We start from the raw sequence: 23,734 nt of genomic DNA on the forward strand, positions 1-23,734 counted from the left end.
CAAACATCCGTTTAACCGGAACGTGCATCTTTAGAAAAAAATAATAGTGTTGAAACAGAAGTAATGTTCAGTGCTATGGCAACAAAACGAATCCATAATCCTGTCACCGGAAAATATTATGAGTTACGGCAGCGTTCGACTGTAAATGGTGAGGCCGGACAGATCAAGGGATTATGGAAACCCAAAAAGAAAGTCGGGAGATAACATTTGGCGGATTCCGGTTCCCGGTGGTGCATCGACACCAATACTCTTGTTCCCTGGCTGATAACGGACTCCGGTGTTCTGGACCTTCTTATTAAAAAATATGGAATCCCTGCAGATTTCCGGGAGATCTATCTGAACCGTCATAAACAATCGATCGAATTTATCCAGAGAATTATTGACATGAAATCCGAAGGGTTTCAGGACGAGTTTTATTTTTCCTATCTTGCAATGAATGAAGTTTTTTCGGCAGTCCGTGATGAAATGCGGAGTATCCTGTTATTTAAAAATGGTACCCCTCTGTCCCGGTGGAGCGAGGAGAAAAATTCCCTTGACCTTCCCGGTGATTCAATGGAGACTGTATTTGAGGAGATCGAAAACAAGTTCGATATCTTATTCGGAAACAACACGATATTACCGTTATCCGATGAACCGGAAGAAAAAGGCGACAATTTTTCTGAAATAGTGGCTTCTTTGATCTTCACATTCAAACGTGTCAAGACGCAGGATGCAATATTACTGACAACCGCCATCTCCGTCCGGGCGAACTATTTTGTTACGTTCGACAAGAGATTAATCTCCGAAGTTTCGAAAGATCTTAATAAAAAATATCATCTGCACCTTATTCTTCCTGCCCATGGCAATACGTTGCTCAAAAAAGGAAAACATCCCATGAGATTCTGATTATCCTAAAAAAAAACTCAAAGATTTTCAAATTTTTCCCGGCAAAAAAAATTCGGGAAATAAAAAAATCCGGAAAAAATTTTCCAGAATATTTTCCCAAAATCTTCCGGACCTAACAAAACCCGGCACCGGAGTCCTCGCATCTCACGTCAGAGGGGGGTATCTATCCGTCATGAAACAAGACACCCGCTCCTTGTATCCGAACGGATTACGTGATCCATGACACGCCGGATACCCGGCACCGGTTGAGTGGCCCTGTCAGAACCGGGTCGCAGCCATTGTAACCGTGTTCGATCATGCTCCGGTAAAAACCAGATAATGACAAAACCGTATAAAAAAATCCGGATTTTTCCGGAACCGTGGTTGCCGACCGGCCCTGTCAGAGGGACTGGAAACTTCGTTTCAGCGCAAGCACCCGGCACGAGTGTTCGGCAAGAGACGTAAACTGGTATGCCTCGTCAAGGTTTTTTCCCGCGGCAAAGGTACCATGCCCTTTCACGATCACCAGTTTTTGTTTTGCAAGGACTGCTGCCACATTATCCGCAAGCTCCTGCGATCCCGGTGCACCCCCCACAACACGAATCTCGGGGCAGAACATCCGGCCTTCGCTGTCTTCCGGGATAACCCGGTCCATGACAAGCGAAGCGGCAATCGCGGCCTGGGGGTGCGCATGGACAATCGCCATGTGCGGGGAATTCCGGTACACCGCGAGATGGACCCGGTACTCGCTGGAGGCATTCTTTGGGACCGTACCCTCAAACGGGACAAAGACCAGCCCGCTGACCGCATCCAGATAATCACCGGTTTGTTTGATATGAAAACCTTTGTTCGCATCGCGGACACTCATGTTGCCGAAGTTCCCACCCACGAGATGCTCGGCAAAGAGCCGCTTTCCTATCCGTTCGAATTCACGAGTATACATGCATCGCACCTGTTCTTTCCACAGAACTCTTTTGCATATTCCACGATATGTGCATGGGTCTGGCGGCAGGCTTCATCAGTCTTTGGCAACACGTGCTCGAACAACGGCTTCAGCCGGTTGCGGGGCTCGGTCACGCCAATACACCGCACCACCCGGTCCGTATAGGCATCGATCACAAAACACGGGCGGGAGAACCCGTAACAGAGAATACTGTCTGCGGTCTCCTCGCCGATCCCGTGCACAGACAGCAGCCCTTCGCGAAGGGCAGGAGTTGACATTGCCGCCATCATATCGATACCGCCGCAGGTCACTTCCACAAATACTGCAAGATTTTTCAGTCGCTGGGCCTTCATCCGGTAAAACCCGGTGCACCGGATTGCCTCTTCAATACCCCGGATATCCGCGACCCGTATCGCGGCAAGGGTTGAGAGATCCCTCCGGCGGAGTTCGTCAAGAGCCTTCGTGACGTTCGCCCACCGGGTCTGCTGCGTAAGGATCGCACCGATCATCACCTCGTCGTAGTCCCCGGGCCACCACGGGATCTTCCCGTACCTGCTCTCCAGGGCCTGGACGAGCTGACGGATTTTAAATGAACTGGATGCCGACATCCCGCATCTTATTGTACCGGGCGATATTGAGCAGGAGCGGCGTTAACGATTCCACCATGCAGGAAGACGCGAGCGGACCGGCATCGAACGCCCTGAAGCGGGAGACCCTGTTCACGATCTCCATGACGGTCTTCTTCGCCTCTGCATCGTCACCGGTGACCGGCACCGAGTAGTTGAGCTCCTCATCAAGGGCCTTCCACTTGTTTGCGGCAATCGTGTTGAACGCTGAGCAAATCCGGGCTTCTTTTGGCAGTATCTTCTGGATCATGAGCGCCGCAGATCCTTCTTTCGGGGGTACAAAGATAAAGTGGTCCGTCTTTTCCATCGGGTTGACTGGGCTCACCACGATCTTGTTCTCGAACCCGTGCAGCGTAGACAGCGTACCGGCAACATGTTTGAAGGGGATGGCGAGGATAACCACATCTGCGGCATCGATTGCGCCCTGGTTGGTAACTCCCGTGAGCGAGCAGGGTCCTCCGCGTTTCTTCATCACGTCGCGACCCATGGTGCAGGTTGCCTCGGCCTTCTCCGGTTCCCGGGAACCGACCATCACATCGAACAGGGGCGAAAGGCGCAATGCCATACCTTCGCCGATATCGCCGGTGCCCCCGACAATACCGATCTTCACTTATCCCACCAGCGGCAATAATAGTTTTTCAAGCGTCGCCGCGTTCGTGACCCCTTCCAGGGACTGGATCACTTTTCCGTCCTTTTCGATGATCAGGGTCGGGACAACGCGAATCCCGTATTTTTCCGCAAGATCCATGTTCTGGTCCACATCGATCTTCCGGATCTCCACCGCATCACCCATCTTTTTTGCCAGTTCCTCTAAAATGGGGGTCTGCATTTTGCAGGGACCGCACCATGTGGCGAAAAAATCAAACAATACCGGTTTGCTCATTCGAACGTACCCGGAATTGTTGTGGATGAAAAAAAGATAAATCTATGGTATTGTTACTTGGAGAGGATCTCCATGATGATCTTGCCGTATGCCGGCCGGGTGATGATAACACCGACAAGCACACCGAGGATCGTGATGATGGCAAAACCCTTGAGGGTCGAGAGATCCATCAGGACCAGCGGGACCATGGCAATGACGACCGTTGCTGCTGCAGCAATGATGATGGTGAGTGCCCGGGCCAGCCGCTTGAGATAGAGGTTCGGTGACGGCACCTTTCCTTCATGCAGGATCTCGTCCGTGATGATGACGAGCTGGTCGATACCGGTTCCAACCACGGCAATCAGTCCGGCGATTGTCGGCAGATCCAGCTGGAACTTGATCGCCGCAATGAACCCGAGCAGGATGAGCACTTCAGATGCATTGATCAGCACCATCGGGAGCACGATGCCCGCTTCACGGTACCGGTAATAGATGACCAGTCCCACGGTGATCAGGGCGAGGATACCCGCGATGATGACAAACATCTTGTACCGCTCGCCGAGGGGAGCCGATGTGCTGCCGGAACCGGCAATATTCACATCAACCGGTAATGCCCCGGCACGGAGATGGACTTCAAGGTTGGTTGCCTGCTGGGATCCTTGTGTTCCGCTCCCGGTCGTTGCAACCAGCTCGCGGACCGGTTCGGTCTTCAGGGACGCGGCAAGTTTCGTGTTCAGGGGGGCGGAATAGACCGTCTTGTTGTCGAGGAGCATGAGCAGTTCGTGTTTTTCAGGATCCGATGTTGCGCCGTACTTGATCGCAGCATCCTGGAATGCCGTGGACCCTGCCTCGTTCAGGGTGAACTGGACACCCCAGATATTGCTTCCGGCAGGTGTCTGGGCCGGCATCTGGACACTGGAGATCTGTTCACCGAACAGCACGTGCTCGGTCTGGTTTCCTTCGGACTGGATACGGATCTCGAATTTGCCCTGCTTTCCGACAATCTGCTGGGCTTCATCCATATTGACACCGGCCAGCTCAATCCGGACATACCGGACCACATTGTTGAGACCGGCGAGCGTGTTGACCTTGGCGTCCTTGGTCCCCATTGAATTGATCTTGGTCTCAAGAACGGTCTTCACATCTCCGGCCGTGGTCTTGGAAACACCCTGCTGGTAGCTGGTGAGTTTCCCGCCGGCATTACTGAACTGTGTTTCCAGTTCCTGCTGGGTGAACGATTTCCGGATCTCAAGATGGTTGGCATCAACCTGTTCGACTTCAGCATTGAGATTTGTGGACAGGTTGGTGACGAAATCATTGACCGGGAGATCCGTGGTGTACCCGACAACTTCTCCACGGAGTTCCAGCTGGATCCATGCCCCCTGCTGGAGGTCGAGCCCGTACTGGAGGTTGGTTGCAAGATCGCCCTTCTCGTCGATATGCGGGTAGATTGCGACAAGAGAGAGGACGATGAGGATGATCAGGATGGCAACTCTCCAGTCCGTGAAGATCCCCTTAATCTCCTTTGAGTTCATTTCCCGCCTCCTTTCAGGACATACCACTTAAGGATGCCCACGTTTGTCAGCCACGTATTCATGATATCGGCAACGAGACCGATGAGCAGGACGGCTGAGATCTCGATGAGGATCTGGATGGACCCGATCCATGATACGATGAACAGGACCGAGATCGCGGCCAGGGTGGTTGACGTCATGATGATACCGGTGTGGAATGCCCCGGTAAGCTTGTCATTCAGCTTGCCCTGGCGTTTCAGCACGCGGTTGGTGAGCAGGATATCGCTGTCCACCGAATAACCGATGAGCATCAGGAGCGCCGCGGTTGTACCGAGCGTAAGGGTGATTCCCAGGACATTCATCACCGCTGCGGTCATCACCATGTCGGCAAATGCGGACAGGACGACGGCAACTGAGGGGACAAAGGTACGGAACGAAATAAAGACAACGATTGCCATGCCGATGAACGAAAAGATCAGGGCAATGAATGCCTGGTACTGCAACGTCTTGCCGAAAGTTTCGCTGATCTGGTTGATGCTGGCATCCGGGTATTTCTGGCTGACCAGTGCTGCCAGGGACCGGGACTTGGCATCATCCATGGTGCCGAATTTCAGGAATTTGGCATCGTTCATGTCGCTGATCTCTGCCAGGGGGTAATCGGCAAACACGGTCTGCAGCTGTTCATGCGTTTCGGTTGTCCTGATGGTTACCGCTGTACCTCCGGAAAAATCCAGGCCGGGCGTAACCGGCATCCCTGTTGTCATCATGTTGAGAGCGATGAAGACAACGGAGATTACCAGAAGTACAAGCGGGATTACTACCAACTGTTTGGGAGTGTATTTCTCGATATTGTAGTTGATCAATCCCATAGCGTATTCATCTGTTAATGTTCGATTAAATAGTTATCAGGAAATCACCCCATGATATACCGATAAATACCGTCATAACCGGATTCGCGCGGACACAGATTTTCCGGATTGCGCAGAAAATTTTTGTTTCTTTTTAAAATGCTCCAATCTGCTATTGGGGATTTAAAATCGCGCAAAATGACAAAATATATATACCGTGACCTTTGACACTACAACTATGAGATCTCCTTCCGAGATCAAGAGAGTGATTGAGGGCAGGTTGCGGTCATACCTGTCCCGTGACAGGACCGGGATCCGGCGCGAAGTCCTCAGGCTCTTTGTAAAAAACCAATCGATCACGATCGCGGAAATCGTATCTGAACTGCAAAAACAGTTCTCCGTTACGTTCCATGCGATTGCCTCCATGGTCGGTATCATTGCTTCCCGCATCGGCATTCTCCGTGCAACGCGGAAAACCGATGGAGTGAACAGTTACGAGCTCAAGGAAAAGTATGTCGACATTGTGACCGGAATTGTCGGGGTTGTATAACCTCCCTTTTCGGATCCACAATGGTTTTTACTCTGCCATTCCTATGCTATTAGCATCATGCACATGCATTCTTCTGACAACGCCGACATGAGCGGTGTCATGGTTGTTCCTGAAGTTATCTCTTATATCAATAAACGGGACTGTGATTTCCGTATCAGCACTTCATGCGGAGGCCCGGTATTATTGCCCGTCAAGGTCAAGCCCCCCAAAGATACCGATCTTCTTCTGAAAGCGGGTAACCACACTATCTATGTCTCAATCCACCAGGCACGGTTTCTCAGCCACATCCATATGGATATGATCCCGTTCTTTGATGACAATGATCTTGCCGGGTATGACCGTGAATGAGTTTTGAGGAACTTCCGCATACGGCGGATGTGAAGATCCGGGCGCATGCGCCGACGCTTGAAACCCTCTTTTCCGAGGCCCTCCGTGCGCTGATGCAGGTGATGTACGGGGATGATCGGGAGGGCGGTATCCTGCGGGAGGTGGATATTGAAGCTCCTGATGATGAAGAACTCCTCGCGGATTTCCTCTCTGAGATCCTCTTCATCTCGGAAGTCGACGGCCTGGTCTTTGCGGGCGCAGATATCAGGATCCACGGAACCACGCTGCACGCGGTTCTTGACGGGGAACTGTTTGACCGGGTCCGGCACGCCGGCGGGAGTGAAGTGAAGGGGATCTCCTATTCCGGGTTGTCCATTACCCGCGATACGAACGGATATATGCTGGATATCATATTTGATGTATAGATCTGCGGCAGGGTGAGACGATGATAGAAGGCGTGAAACGAATCAGTAACATCGAATGGGAGGTGCCGGTGGGATATATTCCCGACATGCGGGTCCCGGGAAGGTTCTTCCTTTCAGAATCCCTCGGGAACATGCTTGAACCCGGTGCATTGCAGCAGCTTGCCAATGTTGCTACCATGCCCGGGATCATCAGACATTCCCTTGCCATGCCGGATATCCACTGGGGCTATGGTTTTCCCATCGGCGGCGTTGCTGCCTTTTCCCTTGAGTCCGGGGTCATCTCGCCCGGCGGCGTCGGGTTCGATATCAACTGCGGCGTGAGGCTCATCACAACGCCCCTCTCGCTCAAGGATGTCAGCGGCAGGCGGGACTTAATCGATCAGCTCTTCAACGCCGTACCTACGGGAGTTGGCGCGAAGAGTGCAAAGAAACTGCCGGCCCGCGCTCTTGAAGAGATGATGGTGAAAGGGGCCCGATGGGCAGTTGAGAACGGGTTTGGTCTTCCGCGTGACCTCGTGCGGTGCGAGGAGAGCGGCTGCATGAAAGGGGCATCCATCAGTACGGTATCGGATAAGGCACGCCAGCGGGGCATTCCCCAGGGCGGCACCCTCGGATCCGGCAACCATTTCCTTGAAGTGCAGGTTGTCAGCGAGATCTTCGATCCCGTTGCTGCAAAAGCATTCGGGATCCGGGAGGGACAGGTCTGCTGCATGATCCACTGCGGATCCCGGGGTCTCGGGCACCAGGTATGCACCGATCACCTCAAACTCCTTGAAGCCGCAACGAAAAAGTACCAGATCAAGCTCCCCGACCGGCAGCTTGCCTGCGCACCGCTCACCTCCCCTGAGGGAAAAGATTACTTCAGCGCCATGGCAGCGGCGGCCAATTATGCGTGGGCCAACCGCCAGATGATCACACACGAGACGCGCAGGGTGCTCTCAAAGATGTTCCGGATCGCCTATGAAGATATGCCGCTTGTCTATGACGTTGCCCACAATGTGGCAAAGTTCGAGGACCATGTCGTCGATGGCAAATCCATGCGGGTCTGCGTCCACCGCAAGGGCGCCACCCGGGCATTCGGCCCGGGTTCGGCAGATATTCCCCCGGAACTCTCAACGATCGGCCAGCCGGTCATCATCCCCGGCAGCATGGGGACATCCTCCTATGTGCTACGGGGTACCGCAACTGCCATGGAGAAGACCTTTGGCAGTACCTGCCATGGAGCCGGCCGGGTCATGAGCCGCTCGCAGGCAAAGAAGAAAATGACCGGAAAGGAGGTAACGGAGAACCTGTTGAAGCAGGGAATCATTGTCCGGGCCCCGCACGACAATGCGATTGCCGATGAGGCACCGGATGTATACAAGCCGAGCGACGAGGTGGTCGGGGTTGTCCATGAGGCCGGTATCTCACGGCTCGTGGCCCGCCTCACGCCGGTCGGAGTGATCAAGGGATGAGTTGCCGGGCCGGGTTTGTCTGGGACTCGCCCCAGCATTTCAGCCGGTTGATCGAAGACTGCGGGATCGTCTGCGAGATTGTCACACCACAGATGCTTGCGGCCCCCTTCTTCCGGGGGTCATTCAACTGCCTGGTCATCCCGACCGGGTTTGGCAATGCCCGGTACTCGAACCTGCTCCCGGCACTCCGTGCATCATCCCCCCGTATCGAAAGGTTTGTCGAACAGGGCGGAAATCTCCTTGTGTATGGCGCTGCCGATACCAGGCCGGATGCCTACGACTGGTTGCCATTCAGGGTGACCTACCGTCACGACTGTCACCCGCGAAGCATCTCGTTCTTGGGAGACTCGGTTGCCCGGTGCATTGCCGATGAATATGATCCTGCCCATATCGAATGCGACGGGTCGTTCCCGGAATATGAGGGAACCTGTGTCGGGACAGACGGATCTGCGCCGGTAATCCTTGAGCACCGGTACGGGAAGGGAACGATTGTTGTCACCAGCGTTCACGAATTCCCCTCACGGAATTTCGTGAAACAGTTCTGTTGCAAGGGTGCAACGACTACGTTTTGATCTCTTTTGAGAGCGCGATGCGTTTTTTATTTACCTATGGTCACTGATCGGCGCGAGGAGATACCCCTGTGGGGGGAGCCCTCCCCAAATTACATTCTCACAATTTTCATGATTCGGGTGCGAACCGGGAGTTCATGTGCGTTTCTACAGAGAAAAAAATTCAACAATTATTCATCCCGGTATCCTTTGATGACGGTCATGTAGTACTGTTCCGCACGGACAGCCACCGCGTCCCAGTCAAATGATTTTGAGGCAGCGATACATGCCGGTCTTATTATTATTCCTGATACAAGCGCTTTTTTTATGCATGCTGCAAGAGAGTCGGGGGACAATGACGAGAGAAAACCGGTCTTTTCCGTGACCAGGTCGCAGATCGCATTTTCGGGATGATCCACGGTCACCACGGGCAACCCGCACGCGAGCGCTTCGAGTGCAGCAATGCCGAACCCTTCGCGTGTCGAGGGAAGAACAAAAACCCGCGAGGATTTCATTGCTGCGAGAACGTCATCGTGATTATTAAAAAAACCCGCCATCCGGATAGTTCTCTTGAGTCCCTGCACGCGGACCTGTTGCCGTAACACATCCCATTCGGGTCCATCACCCACGATCAGCAGCCGGAGATCCGGATGATCCCGGATGAGGATCGCCATTGCATCCACCAGGATGTCGGCATGTTTCTCCCTGATCAGCCTTCCGACAAAGATCAGGTCGGAATCTTCCGGAGAGGGCGGTATGGAGTCCATGCGGGAGAGATCGATCCCGTTTTGGATGATTGTGGCCACCGGTATCCCAAGAGATTTGCCATTCTGTGCGGTCGTTTCCGATACCGCCACGTTATTTTGTGTCAGCAGGGCAACAACCCGTTCCGTCAGTTTCCCGAAGCATCCTTTCCACCCGAGATACGTGTACCAGTATTCGCCCCACACTTCATGCCAGGTGATGACAAGGGGTGTATGCCGTATCGCTGCCGCAGCCCGGGCGGTAATGCAGGAAAAATACGGGAACTGCTGGCAGTCGATGATATCGAATTTCTCCCGTACCAGCGCAGGGAAGATGCGGATGCTGAATATCAAAGCATCAGGAATTTTTCTCCGTCCGTCAGAATAGAGTGGATATGACGGGCAGACACCATGCAGGATCACCCCCTCTTTTTTTTGGATATCATCTCCATCCCAGTATTTCATGCCGAACAGGTGGACTTCATGGCCCCGCGACGCGAGTCGCACACCCAGTTCCCAGACACGCTTCTCCACGCCGCCTTTCACATAGGGGTAGATGACATCGTAGACGAGTGCGATCTTCATCCCTGCTCCCTATGCATGGCCATTGTTCTCGTTTAAGAGCATCATACTCTGGAACACTGCAAAGAGAAAGACCTGGATGCCACTCGTGATAAGGACTAATGCGACGATAGCGGTGGATATCTCCGACAGGAAACCAAAACTCACCGAGAACCACTGGATCACGATGTTGATCCCGAGGAGTACCCCGACAATAAACAGGCCGGATCCAAGAACAAGGAATTTTTCCAGGTTACTGTACTGCATCAGGCTCACGATGATACCGGCTTTGTTCTCGTACCCGTGGACAACCGAATAGGTCTTCATCAGGAAGCCGGTGAGGATGACCTGGAGGCCGCCCATGACGAGAATTGCACCGAGAATGAACGTGTGTAGGTGCGAGGATTCGACATTCCCTTCGAAGAAAAAGAAGCCCATGAGCAGCGCTCCGATAAGTAAGAACAAGAGGCCGGGAACTGCGACAAACGGCAGGGGTTTCATGAGCAGGACGAACCGGATATGCCGCCAGCCATCCGCAAAACTATGCAGTTTTGAGGGAGTGAGCCGGGGATAATAATCGATCGGCACTTCCACGACCTTCAACTGCTCTTTTGCTGCCATCACCAGCATTTCCGAGGCAAACTCCATGCCCCCGGTATTTAACGCGAGACGATCGAGCGCTTCGCGGGTGATCGCGCGGAAGCCACTGTGCGTATCGGAATACTGCGTTCCAAAAATGACATTGATCATCCACGTGAGGAGGGGATTGCCAATATAGCGGTGGAGCGGTGTCATGGCGGTGGGGAGGATTGTCCCCTTGAACCGGGATCCGATGACAAAGTCTGCGCCATTGTCAAGCGGGGCAAGCAGGCGTGGGATTTGGGAAAAATCATACGTATTGTCGGAATCACCGAGAATGATGACGCGGCCCCTGGCATGGTGGAGCCCGGCAAGGTACGCATTACCATATCCGGATTTTTCCGGTTTTATGACGATTGCGCCGAGGGATTGGGCGATTGAGCCGGTTTTGTCGGTGGACGAATCCGAAACAATGATCTCGCCATTGATTGCGTTATCATGGAATACAGTCTGGATCTTACGGATGCAGTCTGCGATAGCGCGTTCTTCATCAAGCGCGGGAAGGACAACGGAGATATCAACCGGAGAACCGGGAATAGATGAGGGTATCATGAGAGATCCAGCAGGCAGGAGTCTGAATTGTATAAAACAATAGTTTTCGTATTGAATAAATCCATGGGATTCATACGGGTTTTTCGGAGATCCTGTCAGAATATGCCAAAGTTCATGTGAGAAAAAAATAATATTTATGGTATTGAAAAATGAAGACACCTCTCAATACACAAGAGATGAGTACATTCATTTTTCTGATGCACCGAGAGCACTCATGAAGAAACTCCTCATCACCGGTATCAGCGGGTTTGTCGGGGGCCACATGGTGGATTTCCTGACGCGTAACCGGCAGGATCTCGAGATCCATGGCATCAGCCGTTCGCAGCCGGCATGGGATTTTGTTCCTGCCAGACCGAAACTTCTTACAAACCACTATTTCCACAAAGCTGACCTGCTAGATATCCCCAAAATAAAATCATTTCTTGAAAAGGTCCAGCCGGATTATATCCTCCACATGGCCGCACAGAGTTCCGTTGCAGAGAGCTGGAAAACGCCGGTCTTTTCGTTCATGAACAATACCAATATTTTCTTAAATATTATCGACACGGTCCGGCTCAATGACAACGGGGCCCGCGTGCTCTCGATCGGATCCTCGGAGCAGTATGGCGTAGTATCCGAAGAGAACCTGCCCCTTTCTGAAGAGACCCCCCAGCATCCTGCCAATCCGTATGCCGTTGCCCGTGTTGCCCAAGAGCAATTAGCAAAAATCTATGCGGATGGGTACGGTCTCGATATCTGCTGCACGCGATCCTTCAACCACTGCGGCCCCGGCCAGACAGACCGTTTCGTGGTAAGCGCAATAGTGAAACAATTTGTGAAGATTGCCCACGGACTCCAGGATCCGGTAATTCATATTGGTAATGGCTCCATTGTGCGCGATTTTGTTGATGTTCACGACGTCGTGGTAGCATATGATCTCCTCCTCTCGAAAGGGAAACGCGGTGAAATATACAATGTCTGTAGCGGTACAGGCAGGACCATTAATGAGATTATAACCCTGCTTTCAGCTATGAAAGGAATCGACGTGAAGGTACATGAGGAGATGGCACAGATGCGGCCGATCGATAACCCCCGCATCATCGGCAGCAACGAGAAGATCCGGCGTGATCTGGGTTGGAAGCCGGAGATCCCGTTTGAGAAAAGCCTGGAGTCCATGTATCATTACTGGGATCTTCGCATGCGGCAGGAATTGCCACACGGAAAAATAATTGAATGACGGGTACAATACTCGTGATCTGTTGCATTTTGAATATGTTGAGAGTAAAATAGGGAATGATTGCATGACGCGCCAGAAAAAAGCACTCATCACCGGCATTACAGGGCAGGATGGATCCTATCTCGCGGAGTTACTGCTTTCAAAAGGCTACGAGGTCCATGGCCTTATCCGCAGGGCATCGACGTTTAATACTTCAAGGATTGACCACATCTATGTCGACCCGCACGAATCCGGCGCCAAATTTTTCCTGCATTTCGGGGACCTCTCGGATTCCGAACAGATCGCTAATATCATCTACAATACCAAGCCTGATGAGGTTTACCACCTTGGGGCGCAGAGTCACGTCAGGGTGAGCTTCGATATCCCGGAGTACACCGGGAATGTTACGGGGCTTGGCACCACGCGTATCCTCGAATCGATCCGTCGGAGTGGATTGCCCATCAAGTTTTACCAGGCATCCTCCAGCGAGATGTTTGGCGGGGCCAAACCCCCCCAGGACGAGCAGACCGCATTCGTTCCGCGAAGCCCGTATGCCTGTGCGAAAGTCTATTCGTACTGGATGGTCCGGAATTACCGCGAGGGATACAATATGTTTGTCACAAACGGTATTCTCTTCAACCACGAATCCCCCCGTCGCGGCGAGACGTTTGTGACCCGGAAGATCACCCGGGGGATCGCAGCCATCCTTGCAAAGAAAGCAGAGCACCTGTACCTGGGGAACCTGGAAGCAAAGCGGGACTGGGGTTTCTCACCGGAGTACGTGGAGGCAATGTGGAGGATGCTCCAGGCAAAAGTTCCGGATGATTTTGTCATCGGCACCGGGGAGACACATTCGGTCAGGGAGTTCCTGGAGGCCTCGTTTGCGTATGCCGGCCTGGATATGGATGTGCACGTTAAGATCGATCAGAAATATTTCCGGCCCACGGAAGTTGACGTGCTCAGTGGCGATGCCAGTAAAGCCGACAGGACCCTTGGATGGAAACCCCAGATAAAGTTCGGCGATCTCGTGAAGATCATGGTCGATGCCGACCTCCGGGTCGCGGGCCTTGAAGTGCCCGGCGAAGGCGATGCGATCATTGCAAAGAAGTTCCCGACGAAATGGTGGAAAGGGGACTAAGGTCCCGGGAATGAACCGTGAGAATTGCCATCTTCCATGATTATTTCGGAGCCATTGGCGGGGGCGAGAAAGTAGTTATCGAGATGGCGAAGATCCTCGATGCGGATATCATCACTACCGATACCGATGCGGTAAAAAAGATTGATGCTGGCGTTCGGGTTATCAGTTTGGGGAAGACGGTGAAATTTCCCGGGCTCAAGCAGATCTCCGCTACACTGAAATTTTATTTCTGTAATTTTTCTCAAAACTATGACCTGTTCATTTTCAGTGGCAACTGGGCACATTATGCTTCGAACCGGCACCATCCAAACCTGTGGTACTGCCATACTCCAGTAAGGGCATTTTACGACAATTATTCAACCTTTCTGGAAGGATTGTCATTTTTCAAACAGGTGTTTTTCCGGGGATATGTATGGATTTTCCGTATTGCTGACCGGAGGTCTGTCTCGCATATCGATTACATTGTTGCAAATTCGCATAATGTTCAGATGCGAATCCGGCAATTTTACCACCGGGAATCGGATATTATTTATCCCCCGATAAATTCATCAAAATTTTATTTTTCAGAATATGGTAATTTCTGGTTGTCCGTAAACCGATTGTACCCGGAGAAACAGATTGAATTGCAAATTGAGAGTTTCCAGGTCATGCCGGAACAAAAACTTGTGATTGCCGGGGGTTTTGCCCAAGGCGATCATTCAGCACCGTATGCAAAACAAATTCAATCGGATATGCCGACTAACGTATCATTTCTCAGTGAAATACCCGATGCGGAATTGCGTAACCTGCTTGCACACTGCCGGGGAATAATTTGCACTGCAAAGGACGAAGACTTTGGTCTCACCCCTCTTGAGGCAATGGCGAGCGGTAAGCCGGTCGTTGCCGTGAATTCCGGGGGGTTCCGGGAGACCGTAACTCCTGATACCGGCACGCTGGTAAATCCTGATGCATTGGCCATTGTTTCTGCAATCCGCCGGATATCTGAAAAACCGGATCAGTATCATGATGCATGTATCGCCAGGGCACAGGAATTTGATATATCAGTGTTTGCAGAAAAACTGTGTAAAAAGGTACATGAGATCTCAAGAATTGTATAATTTGTTTTAAGTGGAACTGAACGGATTCTTTTGTAATTAGTATTTTTATGTACTCACGTCAAACAATACACTATGGGAAAATCCATTGAAGGGGTCATTTTAAAAAACCTGCGGGTTATTCCGGATGAGCGGGGCTGGCTCATGGAGATCCTGCGGTGCGATGATCCTATTTTTGAAAAATTCGGCCAGGTGTATATCACCACAGCCTATCCCAATGTTGTGAAGGGATGGCATTACCACAAGATACAGACCGATAATTTTACCTGTGTCCATGGCATGATGAAAGTCGCATTATACGATGCCCGAAAAGATTCCCCGACATACCGGGAACTGATGGAAATTTTTGTTGGTGAGAAAAATCCGATCCTCATCAGTGTGCCCCCCGGGGTCTATCATGGCTTCAAGGCGATCGGAACCGAGACTGCTTTTTTTATGAGTATTCCCACGATGCCGTATAACTACAAAGAGCCTGACGAGTACCGTCTTCCTCCGGATTCACCGGAAATTCCCTATGACTGGGGACTCATTCCGGGACTGAAGCACGGATAACTCCGCATATGGAGAGAAGTACCATGAAACTCCTTGTCACCGGTGGCGCAGGATTTATCGGCAGCAATTTTATCCGACATATGCTCGATGCGCATCCGGATCTGGAAATTATCAATTATGATGTTCTTACCTATGCCGGTAACCCGGATAACCTGAAGGGAATCGACAAACAACCGGGGTATACATTCATCAAGGGGGATATCTGCGACCAGGCGCTGGTTGACGCAACCCTCAAAAAAATCCCGGTAGATGCGATCGTCCATTTTGCCGCAGAAAGCCATGTCGATCGTTCCATAACCGATCCTTCAGCATTCGTGAAGACAAATGTCCTCGGGACGCACACCCTTCTCGAAGCTGCCCGGAAACATTCCGTGCCAAAATTCATCCATATCTCTACGGATGAGACCTACGGGAGCATTATGAAGGGATCATTCAAAGAGACGGATATCCTTTCACCATCCAGCCCCTATTCGGCGAGCAAAGCCGGATCGGATTTACTTGCACTCTCGTATTACACGACATTCCATCTTCCGGTCATCGTTACCCGGTGCACGAATAATTTCGGACCCTACCAGTTCCCGGAGAAACTTATCCCGCTTTTCATCACGAATCTCGTTAAAGGGAAGAAAGTCCCGGTGTATGGGACCGGAAAAAATATCCGGGACTGGATCCATGTGAACGATCACTGCCGTGCCGTGGAATTTTTATTGGGCCACGGCGTTCCGGGCGAGGTATACAATATCGGAGGCGGTCACGAGAAGACAAACCTCGAGATTACCAACAAGATCCTCGAACTTCTTGGGAAAGATGAGTCCATGATGGAGTATGTGACCGATCGTCCAGGGCATGACTTCCGCTATTCTCTTGACTGTTCAAAACTCCGGAAGATGGGGTGGAAGCCCCGGTATTCCTTTGAGGATGCTCTTCTTGAGACGGTCACCTGGTACCGTCAGAACGAGTGGTGGTGGCAGCCATTAAAGAAGAAGTAAATTCACGTACCATTCTGATTTTTGGCGCAAACGGGATGCTCGGCCATGCACTCATGAACGTTTTTCCCGATGCGTCTTTCCTTGGACACCGGGATGTGGAAATAACGGATGCGGTTTCGGTGAGAAAAGTGATTCTCCAGGAGCGGCCATCAGCTGTGATCAATGCTGCGGCATATACTGACGTTGACGGATGCGAGGATAACCCGGATCTGGCAAATGCAGTAAACGGTGACGCACCGGGATATCTGGCTTCCGCGTGTTCTGAAACCGGGGCAATCCTTGTCCACTACAGTACGGATTATATTTTCGATGGCAGCCGGATGGATTACCGGGAAGATGAGGTACCCGGCCCCCTCAGCGCGTACGGCAGATCAAAGCTGCTGGGTGAATTGGCAATACAAAAAAATACGAAGAATTACCGTATCATCCGAACAGCCTGGCTTTTCGGACCTCATGGGAAGAATTTTGTTGACACGATTCTTTCGCTTTCCAAACAGATGCCACAGGTCAAAGTGGTAAACGATCAGGTTGGAAAGCCGACATATACGGTCGATCTTGCCCGGAAGACACCGGAGATTATTTCCCGGGAGCCCGGGATCTACCATATTACCAACGATGGCGTCTGCAGCTGGTACGAGTTTGCATGTGCATTTATCCCGAATGCAGTTCCCTGTTCCACCGCAGAGTTTCCCCGGAAAGCAAAGAGGCCGGCATTTTCCGTGCTGGTGAACTCGAAGACAACTCCGCTCCGTCACTGGAGTGAAGCAGTAAAAGAATATGTACACTTAAAAGAGGCGATTTAATATGAGAGGCATTATCCTTGCCGGCGGAACCGGCTCAAGATTATTTCCTTTGACCAAAGTAACGAACAAACACCTTCTGCCGGTCTATGACAAGCCGATGATCTACTATCCCCTGCAGACACTGGTGAATGCGGGAATCACGGATATCATGATCGTATCCGGCCGGGGGCATGCAGGACATTTCCTGGAATTGCTCGGATCCGGTGCGGACTTTGGTGTGCGTCTGACCTATGAGATCCAGGAGAAAGCCGGGGGGATTGCCCAGGCGCTCGGGCTTGCAGAGAAATGGGCTGACGAGGATGCGGTTGCGGTTATCCTTGGGGATAATATCTTCCAGGATGACGTGAAGAACGATGTTGCTTCGTTCAAAGAAGGGGCGAAGATTTTCTTAAAAACGGTTCCGGATGCCGAGCGGTTCGGAGTTGCCGAACTTGAAGGAGACCGAGTCCTCTCGATTGAAGAGAAACCCAAACAGCCGAAATCAAACTATGCCGTTACCGGCCTGTATCTCTATGATGCGGATGTGTTCTCCATCATCCGGACGCTGAAACCCTCTGGTCGTGGTGAACTCGAGATCACCGATGTAAATAATGCCTATCTGAAGAAGGGTATGATGACGTATGGGATCCTGGATGGGTTCTGGTCGGATGCCGGGACCTTTGACAGTCTACTCCGGGCGAGCGTTCTCGTGCAGAAAAACAGTATGTAGAAATACGGAGATGATTGAACCACTTATACTGATGGTTCAACCATCCGTGGGATCCATAAAAGTAAATTTCATATACATCAATAAAATCACTTGGCTCGCTGGGGAATTACTGACAATGTTATAACCTCATCATCCGAGAAATAAATTCCCTGTAACAATACCCTCAAAAGATACCCTTAATAGAGAATGCATGCGAGAACAGGTCACAATAATTTCTTACTAAAACACAAGGGTAAAGAGATGTCCCACCACACTCTCTCCGTATAAAAGGAATACTATGTCTGATGATCATCGCACAAACCTGGTCAGCGTAATCATCGTGAATTTTAATGGCAACCGATTTTTACAGGATTGCCTCAGCTCGCTCCTGAGGCAGACATATTCCCCGTTTGAAGTAATACTGGTCGACAACGCCTCCCATGATGGCAGTGTTGCATTCGTCCAGGAGCATTTTCCGCACGTGAAAATTTTCATCCAGAAAGAAAATCTCGGTTTTGCCGGGGGTTCCAATGCAGGTATCCGGGAAGCACACGGGGAATATATTCTCACGTTGAACAACGACACAATAGTTTCTCCCGGATTTATCGAAGAACTTGTACAACCCATGATGTCGGATCCTTCCGTTGGGATGTGCGCTTCAAAGATGATTTTTCCCGATGGCAGGATCAACTCCACAGCGATCTGCATTTCGCGAAGCGGTGCTGCGTGGGACCGGGGTGGGGGCGAGCCGGATCGCGGACAGTACGATTCCGCGGAGGAAGTCTTTGGACCCTGTGCCGGGGCGGCGCTTTATCGGCGTTCGATGTTAGAAGAGATCGGGCTCTTTGATGAGGATTTTTTCCTCTTTATGGAAGATGTTGATCTTGCGTTCCGTGCCCGGTTGTCCGGGTGGAAGTGCAGGTATGTGCCGATGGCCCGGGTGGTGCATATTCATGGGGGGACGACTGGATTCAAATCGGATATTTCGATTTATTATGGGAACCGGAATCTTGTCTGGTATGTTGTGAAAAATTTTCCCTCACAGACTCTGTTGTTATCGAGTCCGTGGATCATTGGCAGAAACTGTGCAGATCTTCCGTATTACATCCTTCTTCATGGGAAGGGGCGTGCAATCATCAAGGCAAAGATCGATATGTTAAAGGGACTTCGTATGATATTCCGGAAACGTCAGACTATTAAAAGACGAACAACGGTTGATGCTATTGAAAGATGGATTCTGATGTGGAGTGCCATTCCTAAAGTCAAATAACTGCATTTTTTTACAAGATACGATCTCTCAAAAAATGCGAAAAGGGGATCGTTTTATGAAAAGCGGATACAGATACTATTCACAAACGGAAATATCAGAATGACCTCACTCTTTGAATACCGTGGACTTATCTGGAATTTTATCAAGAGGGATATCTCCCAGAAATACGTGGGGTCTCTCCTAGGGCTGTACTGGTCGATAATTAATCCAATCATCACCCTTGTTGTTTACATTCTGGTGTTCGGAGTTTTCCTGAAAGTCCGTCTTCCCGGGGATACGGATATCTGGGACTTTGCCCTGTACTTTGCCGCGGGGTTCCTGCCGTGGACGGCGTTCCAGAATTCGGTCTCGAGGGCGGCCGGTTCTATCATCAATAACAAGAACTATATCAAGAAAGTCCCGTTCCCCAGCGAAATTTTCCCAATCTATGTGACATTGTCGGAATGCGTGGACCTTCTCATCGGCCTTGTCATTTTCTTTGTGCTGTTTTTGATCCTGAAAGGCGTCCCGACGATCTTTATTCTCCTGCTGCCGCTTGCCATTATCCTGCAGATTATGTTTACCCTAGCACTGGCATTCTTTCTCTCAAGCGCGGCGGTCTATTTCCGGGATATCCCCCAGATGCTGGGGGCGATCTTTATGATCTGGTTCTGGGCAACACCGATTGCCTATACGGTAAACCTGATCCCAGCAGGGTTTCAGTGGATCGTTACCTATAATCCGGCATATTATATGCTGGAGATCTACCGGGATGCATTGTTCTACGGGAAAATTCCTGACCTGAGTATCCTGGTGCCATTCGTAATATTTTCGGTCGTGCTCTTCATCGCAAGTATCTGGTTCTTTAAGAAAACTAAACGCGGGTTCGGTGAGCTCCTGTGAATGCGATATCTGTTCAGCAACTGGGAAAAAAGTTCAAGATGTTCCCGTCACCGGGCGGGCGGTTTTTGGAGTACCTGAGTGCCGGCAGGCTCACCCGGCATACTGATTTCTGGGCGCTCCAGGACATCACGTTTGAGATTCCCGCCGGAACGACGCTCGGGATTCTCGGGCAGAACGGATCAGGAAAGAGTACCCTCTTGAGCATCCTCGCCGGGGTTCTTGAGCCGAGTGCAGGATCCTTTGCGATAAACGGGAAAGTCTCGGCCATTCTCGAACTGGGATCCGGTTTCCACCCGGAATTTTCCGGGCGGGACAATGTGTATATGTACGGCTCGATCATGGGGCTGTCAAAAGAGGACGTCGATGAGCGTTTCGCCGAGATCGTAAGGTTTTCCGAACTTGGGGATTTTATTGATCAACCCCTCCGCACCTATTCCTCCGGTATGATCGTCCGGCTCGCATTTTCCGTTGCGGTGAATGTGAATGCCGATATCCTGATCGTGGACGAGGCGCTTGCGGTCGGTGATGCGATCTTCCAGCACCGGTGTTTCCGGAAGATCCGCGAGATGCAGGAAGCAGGAAAAACCATTCTGTATGTGGGTCACGATACGGAAGCGGTCCGGAACCTTTGCACGTCCGCACTGCTGCTGGATGGAGGGCGGATCATCGAGCGGGGGGATCCGAATACCGTGGTGAACAAGTACTACGCCCTGATTGCCGAACGGGAACGGACGTACAGCGAAGGGAATCTGATCGAACACGGAGAGGTTCCGGGGGAGGAATACGAGACCGCGTATGATTTTGTCCAGCATCTTTCTGAGGCAAAAATTGAGAGTGCTGAGGGGATCCCGGTCCAGCTACAAACAGTTGAGATCCAGTCCATTCCCCGTCACATAATTTTTGCACCCCCTCCGTCAAAGATCACCTACACCATTCCTGTCGGGACGGGATCTTCGCTTGCGTTTGCAATCGGGATTCTCCCTGCTGCCTGGGACAAGATTCCACAGGGTGTGAAATTTGATATTGAGATTGTGTGTGATGGGGTGAGTAAGAATATATTTTCCCGTATGCTCCAGCCCAAGCGGAATATTGGAGATAAAGGGTGGCATAATTTTGTTTTACCACTGGAGAAATTTGCCGGGAGGACGGTTTCTCTGGGGATGATTACTTCGGGTTCCGGGGATGATCTGAGTTATTGTTGGAGTGCATGGGGATGGATGGCAATAGCAAGGATGAAAGAGATAATCAATAACACAAATACAACTCTTTCAGAGAATTCATTATCCGATTCTTTCACATCAGGTGAAGAACGATTTGGAAACAAACGAGGGGTGATCACCCGAGTGGAGCTGATGGATGCAAATCTCAATCACACTAATTGTTTTAATGCAGGGGATATCGCCATTGTCAGGATCCACTTTTTACTTCATGAGGATATCCCAGATAATCTGACCATTGGTTGTACGGTTAAAAATAAATTCTGTGATATCTATGGGACCAATACCAAATGGCAGCAGTTGGATCTGAGTAATAAAAAAAGAAATCGGCCATATATAGTGGAATTTTTACAGTCCCTAAAAATCAATTCGGGGACGTACTCGATCAATGCCGGTCTTGTTATCGTACGCTCCAATAACGAAATTGAAGTGTTGGATCGCCGTTATGACAGTCTTATCTTCCGGGTCGAAAAACGAGATCCCATGGTGGGGATTATCGATCTTGAATCATCGGTAAAAGAAATTCAAATATGATTCAAGTTAATATATCATACAAAAGTCAGGTAGACCAGATTATTCCTATCATCATTTATAGGTCCTAACAAAAAACACGGGGAAATAAAATATGGAAGCACCATCTTCAAAAAAAGAGTATCCATTAAAAAAAAACAGTCAGTTTGTTTTTGATCAGGAACATGCGATCTATGTACATCCAGATAATATCACCATCGAATACCATGATGGTGGGGAAGCATATATTTTAGAATCAATGAAGAAAGTAAAAGACCTGTCATCGCATTCCCCTGAATTCAAACAATACATCAAAGACTGGCCTACCCGATATCATTTCTCAAACAAAAGGATCAATTTTCTTGAAGCGATAAAAGTAGTTCTTCCCAAAAACGCTGATGTACTGGAAATCGGATCGGGATGCGGAACCATTACCCGGTGGCTTGGAGAAAAGTTTCATAGCGTTGACGCACTGGAAGGAAATACTCAACGGGCGGGTATCACCCGGTACCGGACAAGGGATCTGGAAAACGTAACAGTCTATTGTGGGGACGTTCTCGCTACGGACTTTGATAAGAAATATGATATCATTACTTTGATCGGTTCACTTGAGTACATACCCCTTTACGATAATAATCACGATAATCCAAAAGATGCCTGTACGGCCATTCTGACCAGATTAAAAAGTTCCTTAAAAGAGAACGGGATTCTCTTAATAGCCATCGAAAACAAGTTTGGCGCAAAATACTTCTCCGGCTGCAAGGAGGATCATACTGGAAGAGAGTTCGAAGGCATCATCGGTTACCCGGATAAGACACCAATTACATTCAGCCGGAACGAGATGGAATCGATGTTGTCCCAAACGGGATTTGAGCATACCCAGTTTTATCATGTCTTCCCGGATTATAAGATGACTGAGACAATTATTCCGGAAAATCCGGAAGTACTTTCATTGTATCCATACAACTGGATTCGGACACCATTTGAAGATTATTTTGGTGTGCGAGATTACCTGTTTCAAGAATTTTTGTTTTTGAAAAATATTACAAATTCTGGATTATTATGGCATTTTTCAAATTCATTTGTGATTCTGGCAACAAAAACCAATACAAAAAAACTGGATCCGCCTTGGCTGATAAAAAAGTATCATTGTAATAATAAGTTGGATTCGAAATTTACCCATGATATCACACTACTCAAAGAAGAGAGAATGGTTTGTCGCGATGCTAAATATGTTGTAAACCGAAATCCCCAGTTTGGGGGCATCTCTTATTACATGGATAATGATTTCGAATATAATCTAAAAGAAAATCAATTGGAGATTGGAGAAGCTTTAATTTATTATTTTTATATCGACATAATTAAAAGCAATCCAGATTTTCAACTTAAGCATGGATTACATATATTATATGAAAATTTAATTTCTCAATTCTCAATCGGTAAGACAGACGATGAAGGATATCCGTTCATCAAAGGTGAAGCAATTGATTTTACCGTTTGGAACTTAATCATTACATCAGATAAGCAATTGCATTTCATTGATCGCAAATGGAAATCAAAAAAGCCGATAACTGCCGAATATATCCTATTCAGGAACTTATTTGCATTATATGATTTTCTTACTCCTTTTATAAAAGATATACAAAAGTCAGACTTTATTATAGATTCTATTCGGATAATTTATCCTCAGTATTCTTATGATCGATTAATAAAGAATTTGCATTCCGAAGAGATTTTTCAATCATTTGTTTCAGGAACAAATATTAATTTACAGATTGATGTCGAGGCACATCAATTATGTGATTATAGATATACCAAAATCAAACAACTGGGTTCCGAACTTGAAGAATTACGTCTTCATTATGAGGCCATGACGGCTCAACGTGATGTGAAAGATACTCAAATCAAACAACTGGGTTCCGAACTTGAAGAATTACGTC

The 23,734-nt window shown here is 49.8% G+C and carries 25 protein-coding genes; 17 read left to right on the plus strand and 8 right to left on the minus strand.

Going from position 1 to position 23,734, the window contains the following annotated elements; translation table 11 throughout:
* The first annotated feature begins 207 nt into the window (after positions 1-207).
* Entirely contained in the window at positions 208-885 is a 678-nt protein-coding gene (locus LUQ43_RS09135; RefSeq protein WP_299966574.1) for a hypothetical protein, read from the plus strand.
* A 379-nt stretch (positions 886-1,264) separates the two neighbouring features.
* Here LUQ43_RS09135 and LUQ43_RS09140 read toward each other — a convergent pair whose 3' ends face one another.
* Genes LUQ43_RS09140 through LUQ43_RS09165 form a run of 6 tightly spaced genes read right to left on the minus strand, consistent with a single transcriptional unit; the run spans position 1,265 to position 5,678 of the window.
* A complete protein-coding gene (locus LUQ43_RS09140) occupies positions 1,265-1,807 on the minus strand; it encodes an aldolase (RefSeq protein WP_299966576.1) in 543 nt (180 codons plus the stop codon).
* Positions 1,780-2,415: a Fe-S cluster assembly protein HesB gene (locus LUQ43_RS09145; RefSeq protein ID WP_299966578.1), complete on the minus strand. Its 636-nt coding sequence runs from the start codon at positions 2,413-2,415 to the stop codon at positions 1,780-1,782. Before LUQ43_RS09145 ends, LUQ43_RS09140 begins: the two co-directional genes overlap by 28 nt.
* A complete protein-coding gene (gene npdG / locus LUQ43_RS09150) occupies positions 2,393-3,043 on the minus strand; it encodes an NADPH-dependent F420 reductase (protein WP_299966580.1) in 651 nt (216 codons plus the stop codon). The genes LUQ43_RS09145 and npdG overlap by 23 nt, the downstream gene beginning before the upstream one ends.
* The gene (gene trxA / locus LUQ43_RS09155) at positions 3,044-3,316 is read right to left on the minus strand and encodes a thioredoxin (protein WP_299966582.1); all 273 of its coding nucleotides are present in this window, start codon (positions 3,314-3,316) and stop codon (positions 3,044-3,046) included.
* A gap of 53 nt (positions 3,317-3,369) precedes the next feature.
* Positions 3,370-4,830, minus strand: a complete 1,461-nt coding sequence (locus tag LUQ43_RS09160; RefSeq protein WP_299966585.1) for a preprotein translocase subunit SecD — start codon at positions 4,828-4,830, stop codon at positions 3,370-3,372.
* Positions 4,827-5,678 (minus strand): protein translocase subunit SecF, encoded by an 852-nt coding sequence (locus LUQ43_RS09165; RefSeq protein ID WP_299966587.1) that lies wholly within the window; start codon positions 5,676-5,678, stop codon positions 4,827-4,829. Before LUQ43_RS09165 ends, LUQ43_RS09160 begins: the two co-directional genes overlap by 4 nt.
* Positions 5,679-5,895: 217 nt before the next feature.
* Between LUQ43_RS09165 and LUQ43_RS09170 the strand changes: the two genes are divergently transcribed.
* The 5 genes from LUQ43_RS09170 to LUQ43_RS09190 are packed head-to-tail and all read left to right on the plus strand — an operon-like array spanning position 5,896 to position 8,985.
* Positions 5,896-6,207 (plus strand): DUF2551 domain-containing protein, encoded by a 312-nt coding sequence (locus tag LUQ43_RS09170; RefSeq protein ID WP_299966590.1) that lies wholly within the window; start codon positions 5,896-5,898, stop codon positions 6,205-6,207.
* A 57-nt stretch (positions 6,208-6,264) separates the two neighbouring features.
* Entirely contained in the window at positions 6,265-6,555 is a 291-nt protein-coding gene (locus LUQ43_RS09175; protein ID WP_299966592.1) for a hypothetical protein, read from the plus strand.
* Entirely contained in the window at positions 6,552-6,959 is a 408-nt protein-coding gene (locus LUQ43_RS09180; RefSeq protein WP_299966594.1) for an archease, read from the plus strand. The genes LUQ43_RS09175 and LUQ43_RS09180 overlap by 4 nt, the downstream gene beginning before the upstream one ends.
* 20 nt (positions 6,960-6,979) lie before the next feature.
* Positions 6,980-8,413, plus strand: a complete 1,434-nt coding sequence (locus tag LUQ43_RS09185) for an RtcB family protein (RefSeq protein WP_299966596.1) — start codon at positions 6,980-6,982, stop codon at positions 8,411-8,413.
* Positions 8,410-8,985, plus strand: coding sequence for a hypothetical protein (locus LUQ43_RS09190; RefSeq protein WP_299966599.1), 576 nt, complete (start codon positions 8,410-8,412; stop codon positions 8,983-8,985). Before LUQ43_RS09185 ends, LUQ43_RS09190 begins: the two co-directional genes overlap by 4 nt.
* A gap of 167 nt (positions 8,986-9,152) precedes the next feature.
* Here the strand turns inward: LUQ43_RS09190 and LUQ43_RS09195 are convergent, their stop codons facing one another.
* Positions 9,153-10,289, minus strand: coding sequence for a glycosyltransferase family 4 protein (locus tag LUQ43_RS09195; RefSeq protein WP_299966601.1), 1,137 nt, complete (start codon positions 10,287-10,289; stop codon positions 9,153-9,155).
* A 9-nt stretch (positions 10,290-10,298) separates the two neighbouring features.
* Positions 10,299-11,456 carry a glycosyltransferase family 2 protein gene (locus LUQ43_RS09200; RefSeq protein WP_299966603.1) on the minus strand — a complete coding sequence of 386 codons (1,158 nt, stop codon included), beginning with the start codon at positions 11,454-11,456 and terminating at the stop codon, positions 10,299-10,301.
* A 214-nt stretch (positions 11,457-11,670) separates the two neighbouring features.
* On the opposite strand from LUQ43_RS09200, the gene LUQ43_RS09205 reads away from it, so the two are divergent.
* The 11 genes from LUQ43_RS09205 to LUQ43_RS09255 form a co-directional block, all read left to right on the plus strand.
* Positions 11,671-12,672, plus strand: a complete 1,002-nt coding sequence (locus tag LUQ43_RS09205; protein ID WP_299966605.1) for a GDP-mannose 4,6-dehydratase — start codon at positions 11,671-11,673, stop codon at positions 12,670-12,672.
* A 64-nt stretch (positions 12,673-12,736) separates the two neighbouring features.
* Positions 12,737-13,789: a GDP-mannose 4,6-dehydratase gene (gene gmd / locus LUQ43_RS09210; RefSeq protein ID WP_299966608.1), complete on the plus strand. Its 1,053-nt coding sequence runs from the start codon at positions 12,737-12,739 to the stop codon at positions 13,787-13,789.
* A gap of 17 nt (positions 13,790-13,806) precedes the next feature.
* Positions 13,807-14,886: a glycosyltransferase gene (locus tag LUQ43_RS09215; protein ID WP_299966611.1), complete on the plus strand. Its 1,080-nt coding sequence runs from the start codon at positions 13,807-13,809 to the stop codon at positions 14,884-14,886.
* A 72-nt stretch (positions 14,887-14,958) separates the two neighbouring features.
* The gene (locus tag LUQ43_RS09220) at positions 14,959-15,435 is read left to right on the plus strand and encodes a dTDP-4-dehydrorhamnose 3,5-epimerase family protein (RefSeq protein WP_299966613.1); all 477 of its coding nucleotides are present in this window, start codon (positions 14,959-14,961) and stop codon (positions 15,433-15,435) included.
* A 23-nt stretch (positions 15,436-15,458) separates the two neighbouring features.
* Positions 15,459-16,424, plus strand: a complete 966-nt coding sequence (rfbB, locus tag LUQ43_RS09225; protein WP_299966616.1) for a dTDP-glucose 4,6-dehydratase — start codon at positions 15,459-15,461, stop codon at positions 16,422-16,424.
* The gene (gene rfbD / locus LUQ43_RS09230) at positions 16,400-17,227 is read left to right on the plus strand and encodes a dTDP-4-dehydrorhamnose reductase (protein ID WP_299966619.1); all 828 of its coding nucleotides are present in this window, start codon (positions 16,400-16,402) and stop codon (positions 17,225-17,227) included. The genes rfbB and rfbD overlap by 25 nt, the downstream gene beginning before the upstream one ends.
* 1 nt (position 17,228) lies before the next feature.
* Positions 17,229-17,936 (plus strand): sugar phosphate nucleotidyltransferase, encoded by a 708-nt coding sequence (locus LUQ43_RS09235; protein ID WP_299966622.1) that lies wholly within the window; start codon positions 17,229-17,231, stop codon positions 17,934-17,936.
* A 277-nt stretch (positions 17,937-18,213) separates the two neighbouring features.
* On the plus strand, positions 18,214-19,185 hold the full coding sequence (locus tag LUQ43_RS09240; protein WP_299966625.1) for a glycosyltransferase family 2 protein: 972 nt from the start codon (positions 18,214-18,216) through the stop codon (positions 19,183-19,185).
* A gap of 99 nt (positions 19,186-19,284) precedes the next feature.
* A complete protein-coding gene (locus LUQ43_RS09245) occupies positions 19,285-20,067 on the plus strand; it encodes an ABC transporter permease (RefSeq protein ID WP_299966627.1) in 783 nt (260 codons plus the stop codon).
* Between the two features lie 38 nt (positions 20,068-20,105).
* Entirely contained in the window at positions 20,106-21,818 is a 1,713-nt protein-coding gene (locus tag LUQ43_RS09250; RefSeq protein ID WP_299966637.1) for an ABC transporter ATP-binding protein, read from the plus strand.
* 91 nt (positions 21,819-21,909) lie between these two features.
* On the plus strand, positions 21,910-23,734 hold a 1,825-nt coding region (locus tag LUQ43_RS09255), incomplete at its 3' end, for a class I SAM-dependent methyltransferase (RefSeq protein ID WP_299966630.1).

Source organism: Methanoregula sp. (assembly GCF_028679125.1).
Lineage (GTDB): Archaea > Halobacteriota > Methanomicrobia > Methanomicrobiales > Methanospirillaceae > Methanoregula.

What these genes read in the sequence shown, in the direction of transcription:
- LUQ43_RS09140 (WP_299966576.1), bottom strand. Translation starts at nt 1,807, where the DNA reads ATGTATACTCGTGAATTCGAACGGATAGGAAAGCGGCTCTTTGCCGAG.
- LUQ43_RS09145 (WP_299966578.1), bottom strand. Translation starts at nt 2,415, where the DNA reads ATGTCGGCATCCAGTTCATTTAAAATCCGTCAGCTCGTCCAGGCCCTG.
- trxA (WP_299966582.1), bottom strand. Translation starts at nt 3,316, where the DNA reads ATGAGCAAACCGGTATTGTTTGATTTTTTCGCCACATGGTGCGGTCCC.
- LUQ43_RS09160 (WP_299966585.1), bottom strand. Translation starts at nt 4,830, where the DNA reads ATGAACTCAAAGGAGATTAAGGGGATCTTCACGGACTGGAGAGTTGCC.
- LUQ43_RS09165 (WP_299966587.1), bottom strand. Translation starts at nt 5,678, where the DNA reads ATGGGATTGATCAACTACAATATCGAGAAATACACTCCCAAACAGTTG.
- LUQ43_RS09170 (WP_299966590.1), top strand. Translation starts at nt 5,896, where the DNA reads ATGAGATCTCCTTCCGAGATCAAGAGAGTGATTGAGGGCAGGTTGCGG.
- LUQ43_RS09175 (WP_299966592.1), top strand. Translation starts at nt 6,265, where the DNA reads ATGCACATGCATTCTTCTGACAACGCCGACATGAGCGGTGTCATGGTT.
- LUQ43_RS09180 (WP_299966594.1), top strand. Translation starts at nt 6,552, where the DNA reads ATGAGTTTTGAGGAACTTCCGCATACGGCGGATGTGAAGATCCGGGCG.
- LUQ43_RS09185 (WP_299966596.1), top strand. Translation starts at nt 6,980, where the DNA reads ATGATAGAAGGCGTGAAACGAATCAGTAACATCGAATGGGAGGTGCCG.
- LUQ43_RS09190 (WP_299966599.1), top strand. Translation starts at nt 8,410, where the DNA reads ATGAGTTGCCGGGCCGGGTTTGTCTGGGACTCGCCCCAGCATTTCAGC.
- LUQ43_RS09195 (WP_299966601.1), bottom strand. Translation starts at nt 10,289, where the DNA reads ATGAAGATCGCACTCGTCTACGATGTCATCTACCCCTATGTGAAAGGC.
- LUQ43_RS09200 (WP_299966603.1), bottom strand. Translation starts at nt 11,456, where the DNA reads ATGATACCCTCATCTATTCCCGGTTCTCCGGTTGATATCTCCGTTGTC.
- LUQ43_RS09205 (WP_299966605.1), top strand. Translation starts at nt 11,671, where the DNA reads ATGAAGAAACTCCTCATCACCGGTATCAGCGGGTTTGTCGGGGGCCAC.
- gmd (WP_299966608.1), top strand. Translation starts at nt 12,737, where the DNA reads ATGACGCGCCAGAAAAAAGCACTCATCACCGGCATTACAGGGCAGGAT.
- LUQ43_RS09220 (WP_299966613.1), top strand. Translation starts at nt 14,959, where the DNA reads ATGGGAAAATCCATTGAAGGGGTCATTTTAAAAAACCTGCGGGTTATT.
- rfbB (WP_299966616.1), top strand. Translation starts at nt 15,459, where the DNA reads ATGAAACTCCTTGTCACCGGTGGCGCAGGATTTATCGGCAGCAATTTT.
- LUQ43_RS09235 (WP_299966622.1), top strand. Translation starts at nt 17,229, where the DNA reads ATGAGAGGCATTATCCTTGCCGGCGGAACCGGCTCAAGATTATTTCCT.
- LUQ43_RS09240 (WP_299966625.1), top strand. Translation starts at nt 18,214, where the DNA reads ATGTCTGATGATCATCGCACAAACCTGGTCAGCGTAATCATCGTGAAT.
- LUQ43_RS09245 (WP_299966627.1), top strand. Translation starts at nt 19,285, where the DNA reads ATGACCTCACTCTTTGAATACCGTGGACTTATCTGGAATTTTATCAAG.
- LUQ43_RS09250 (WP_299966637.1), top strand. Translation starts at nt 20,106, where the DNA reads ATGTTCCCGTCACCGGGCGGGCGGTTTTTGGAGTACCTGAGTGCCGGC.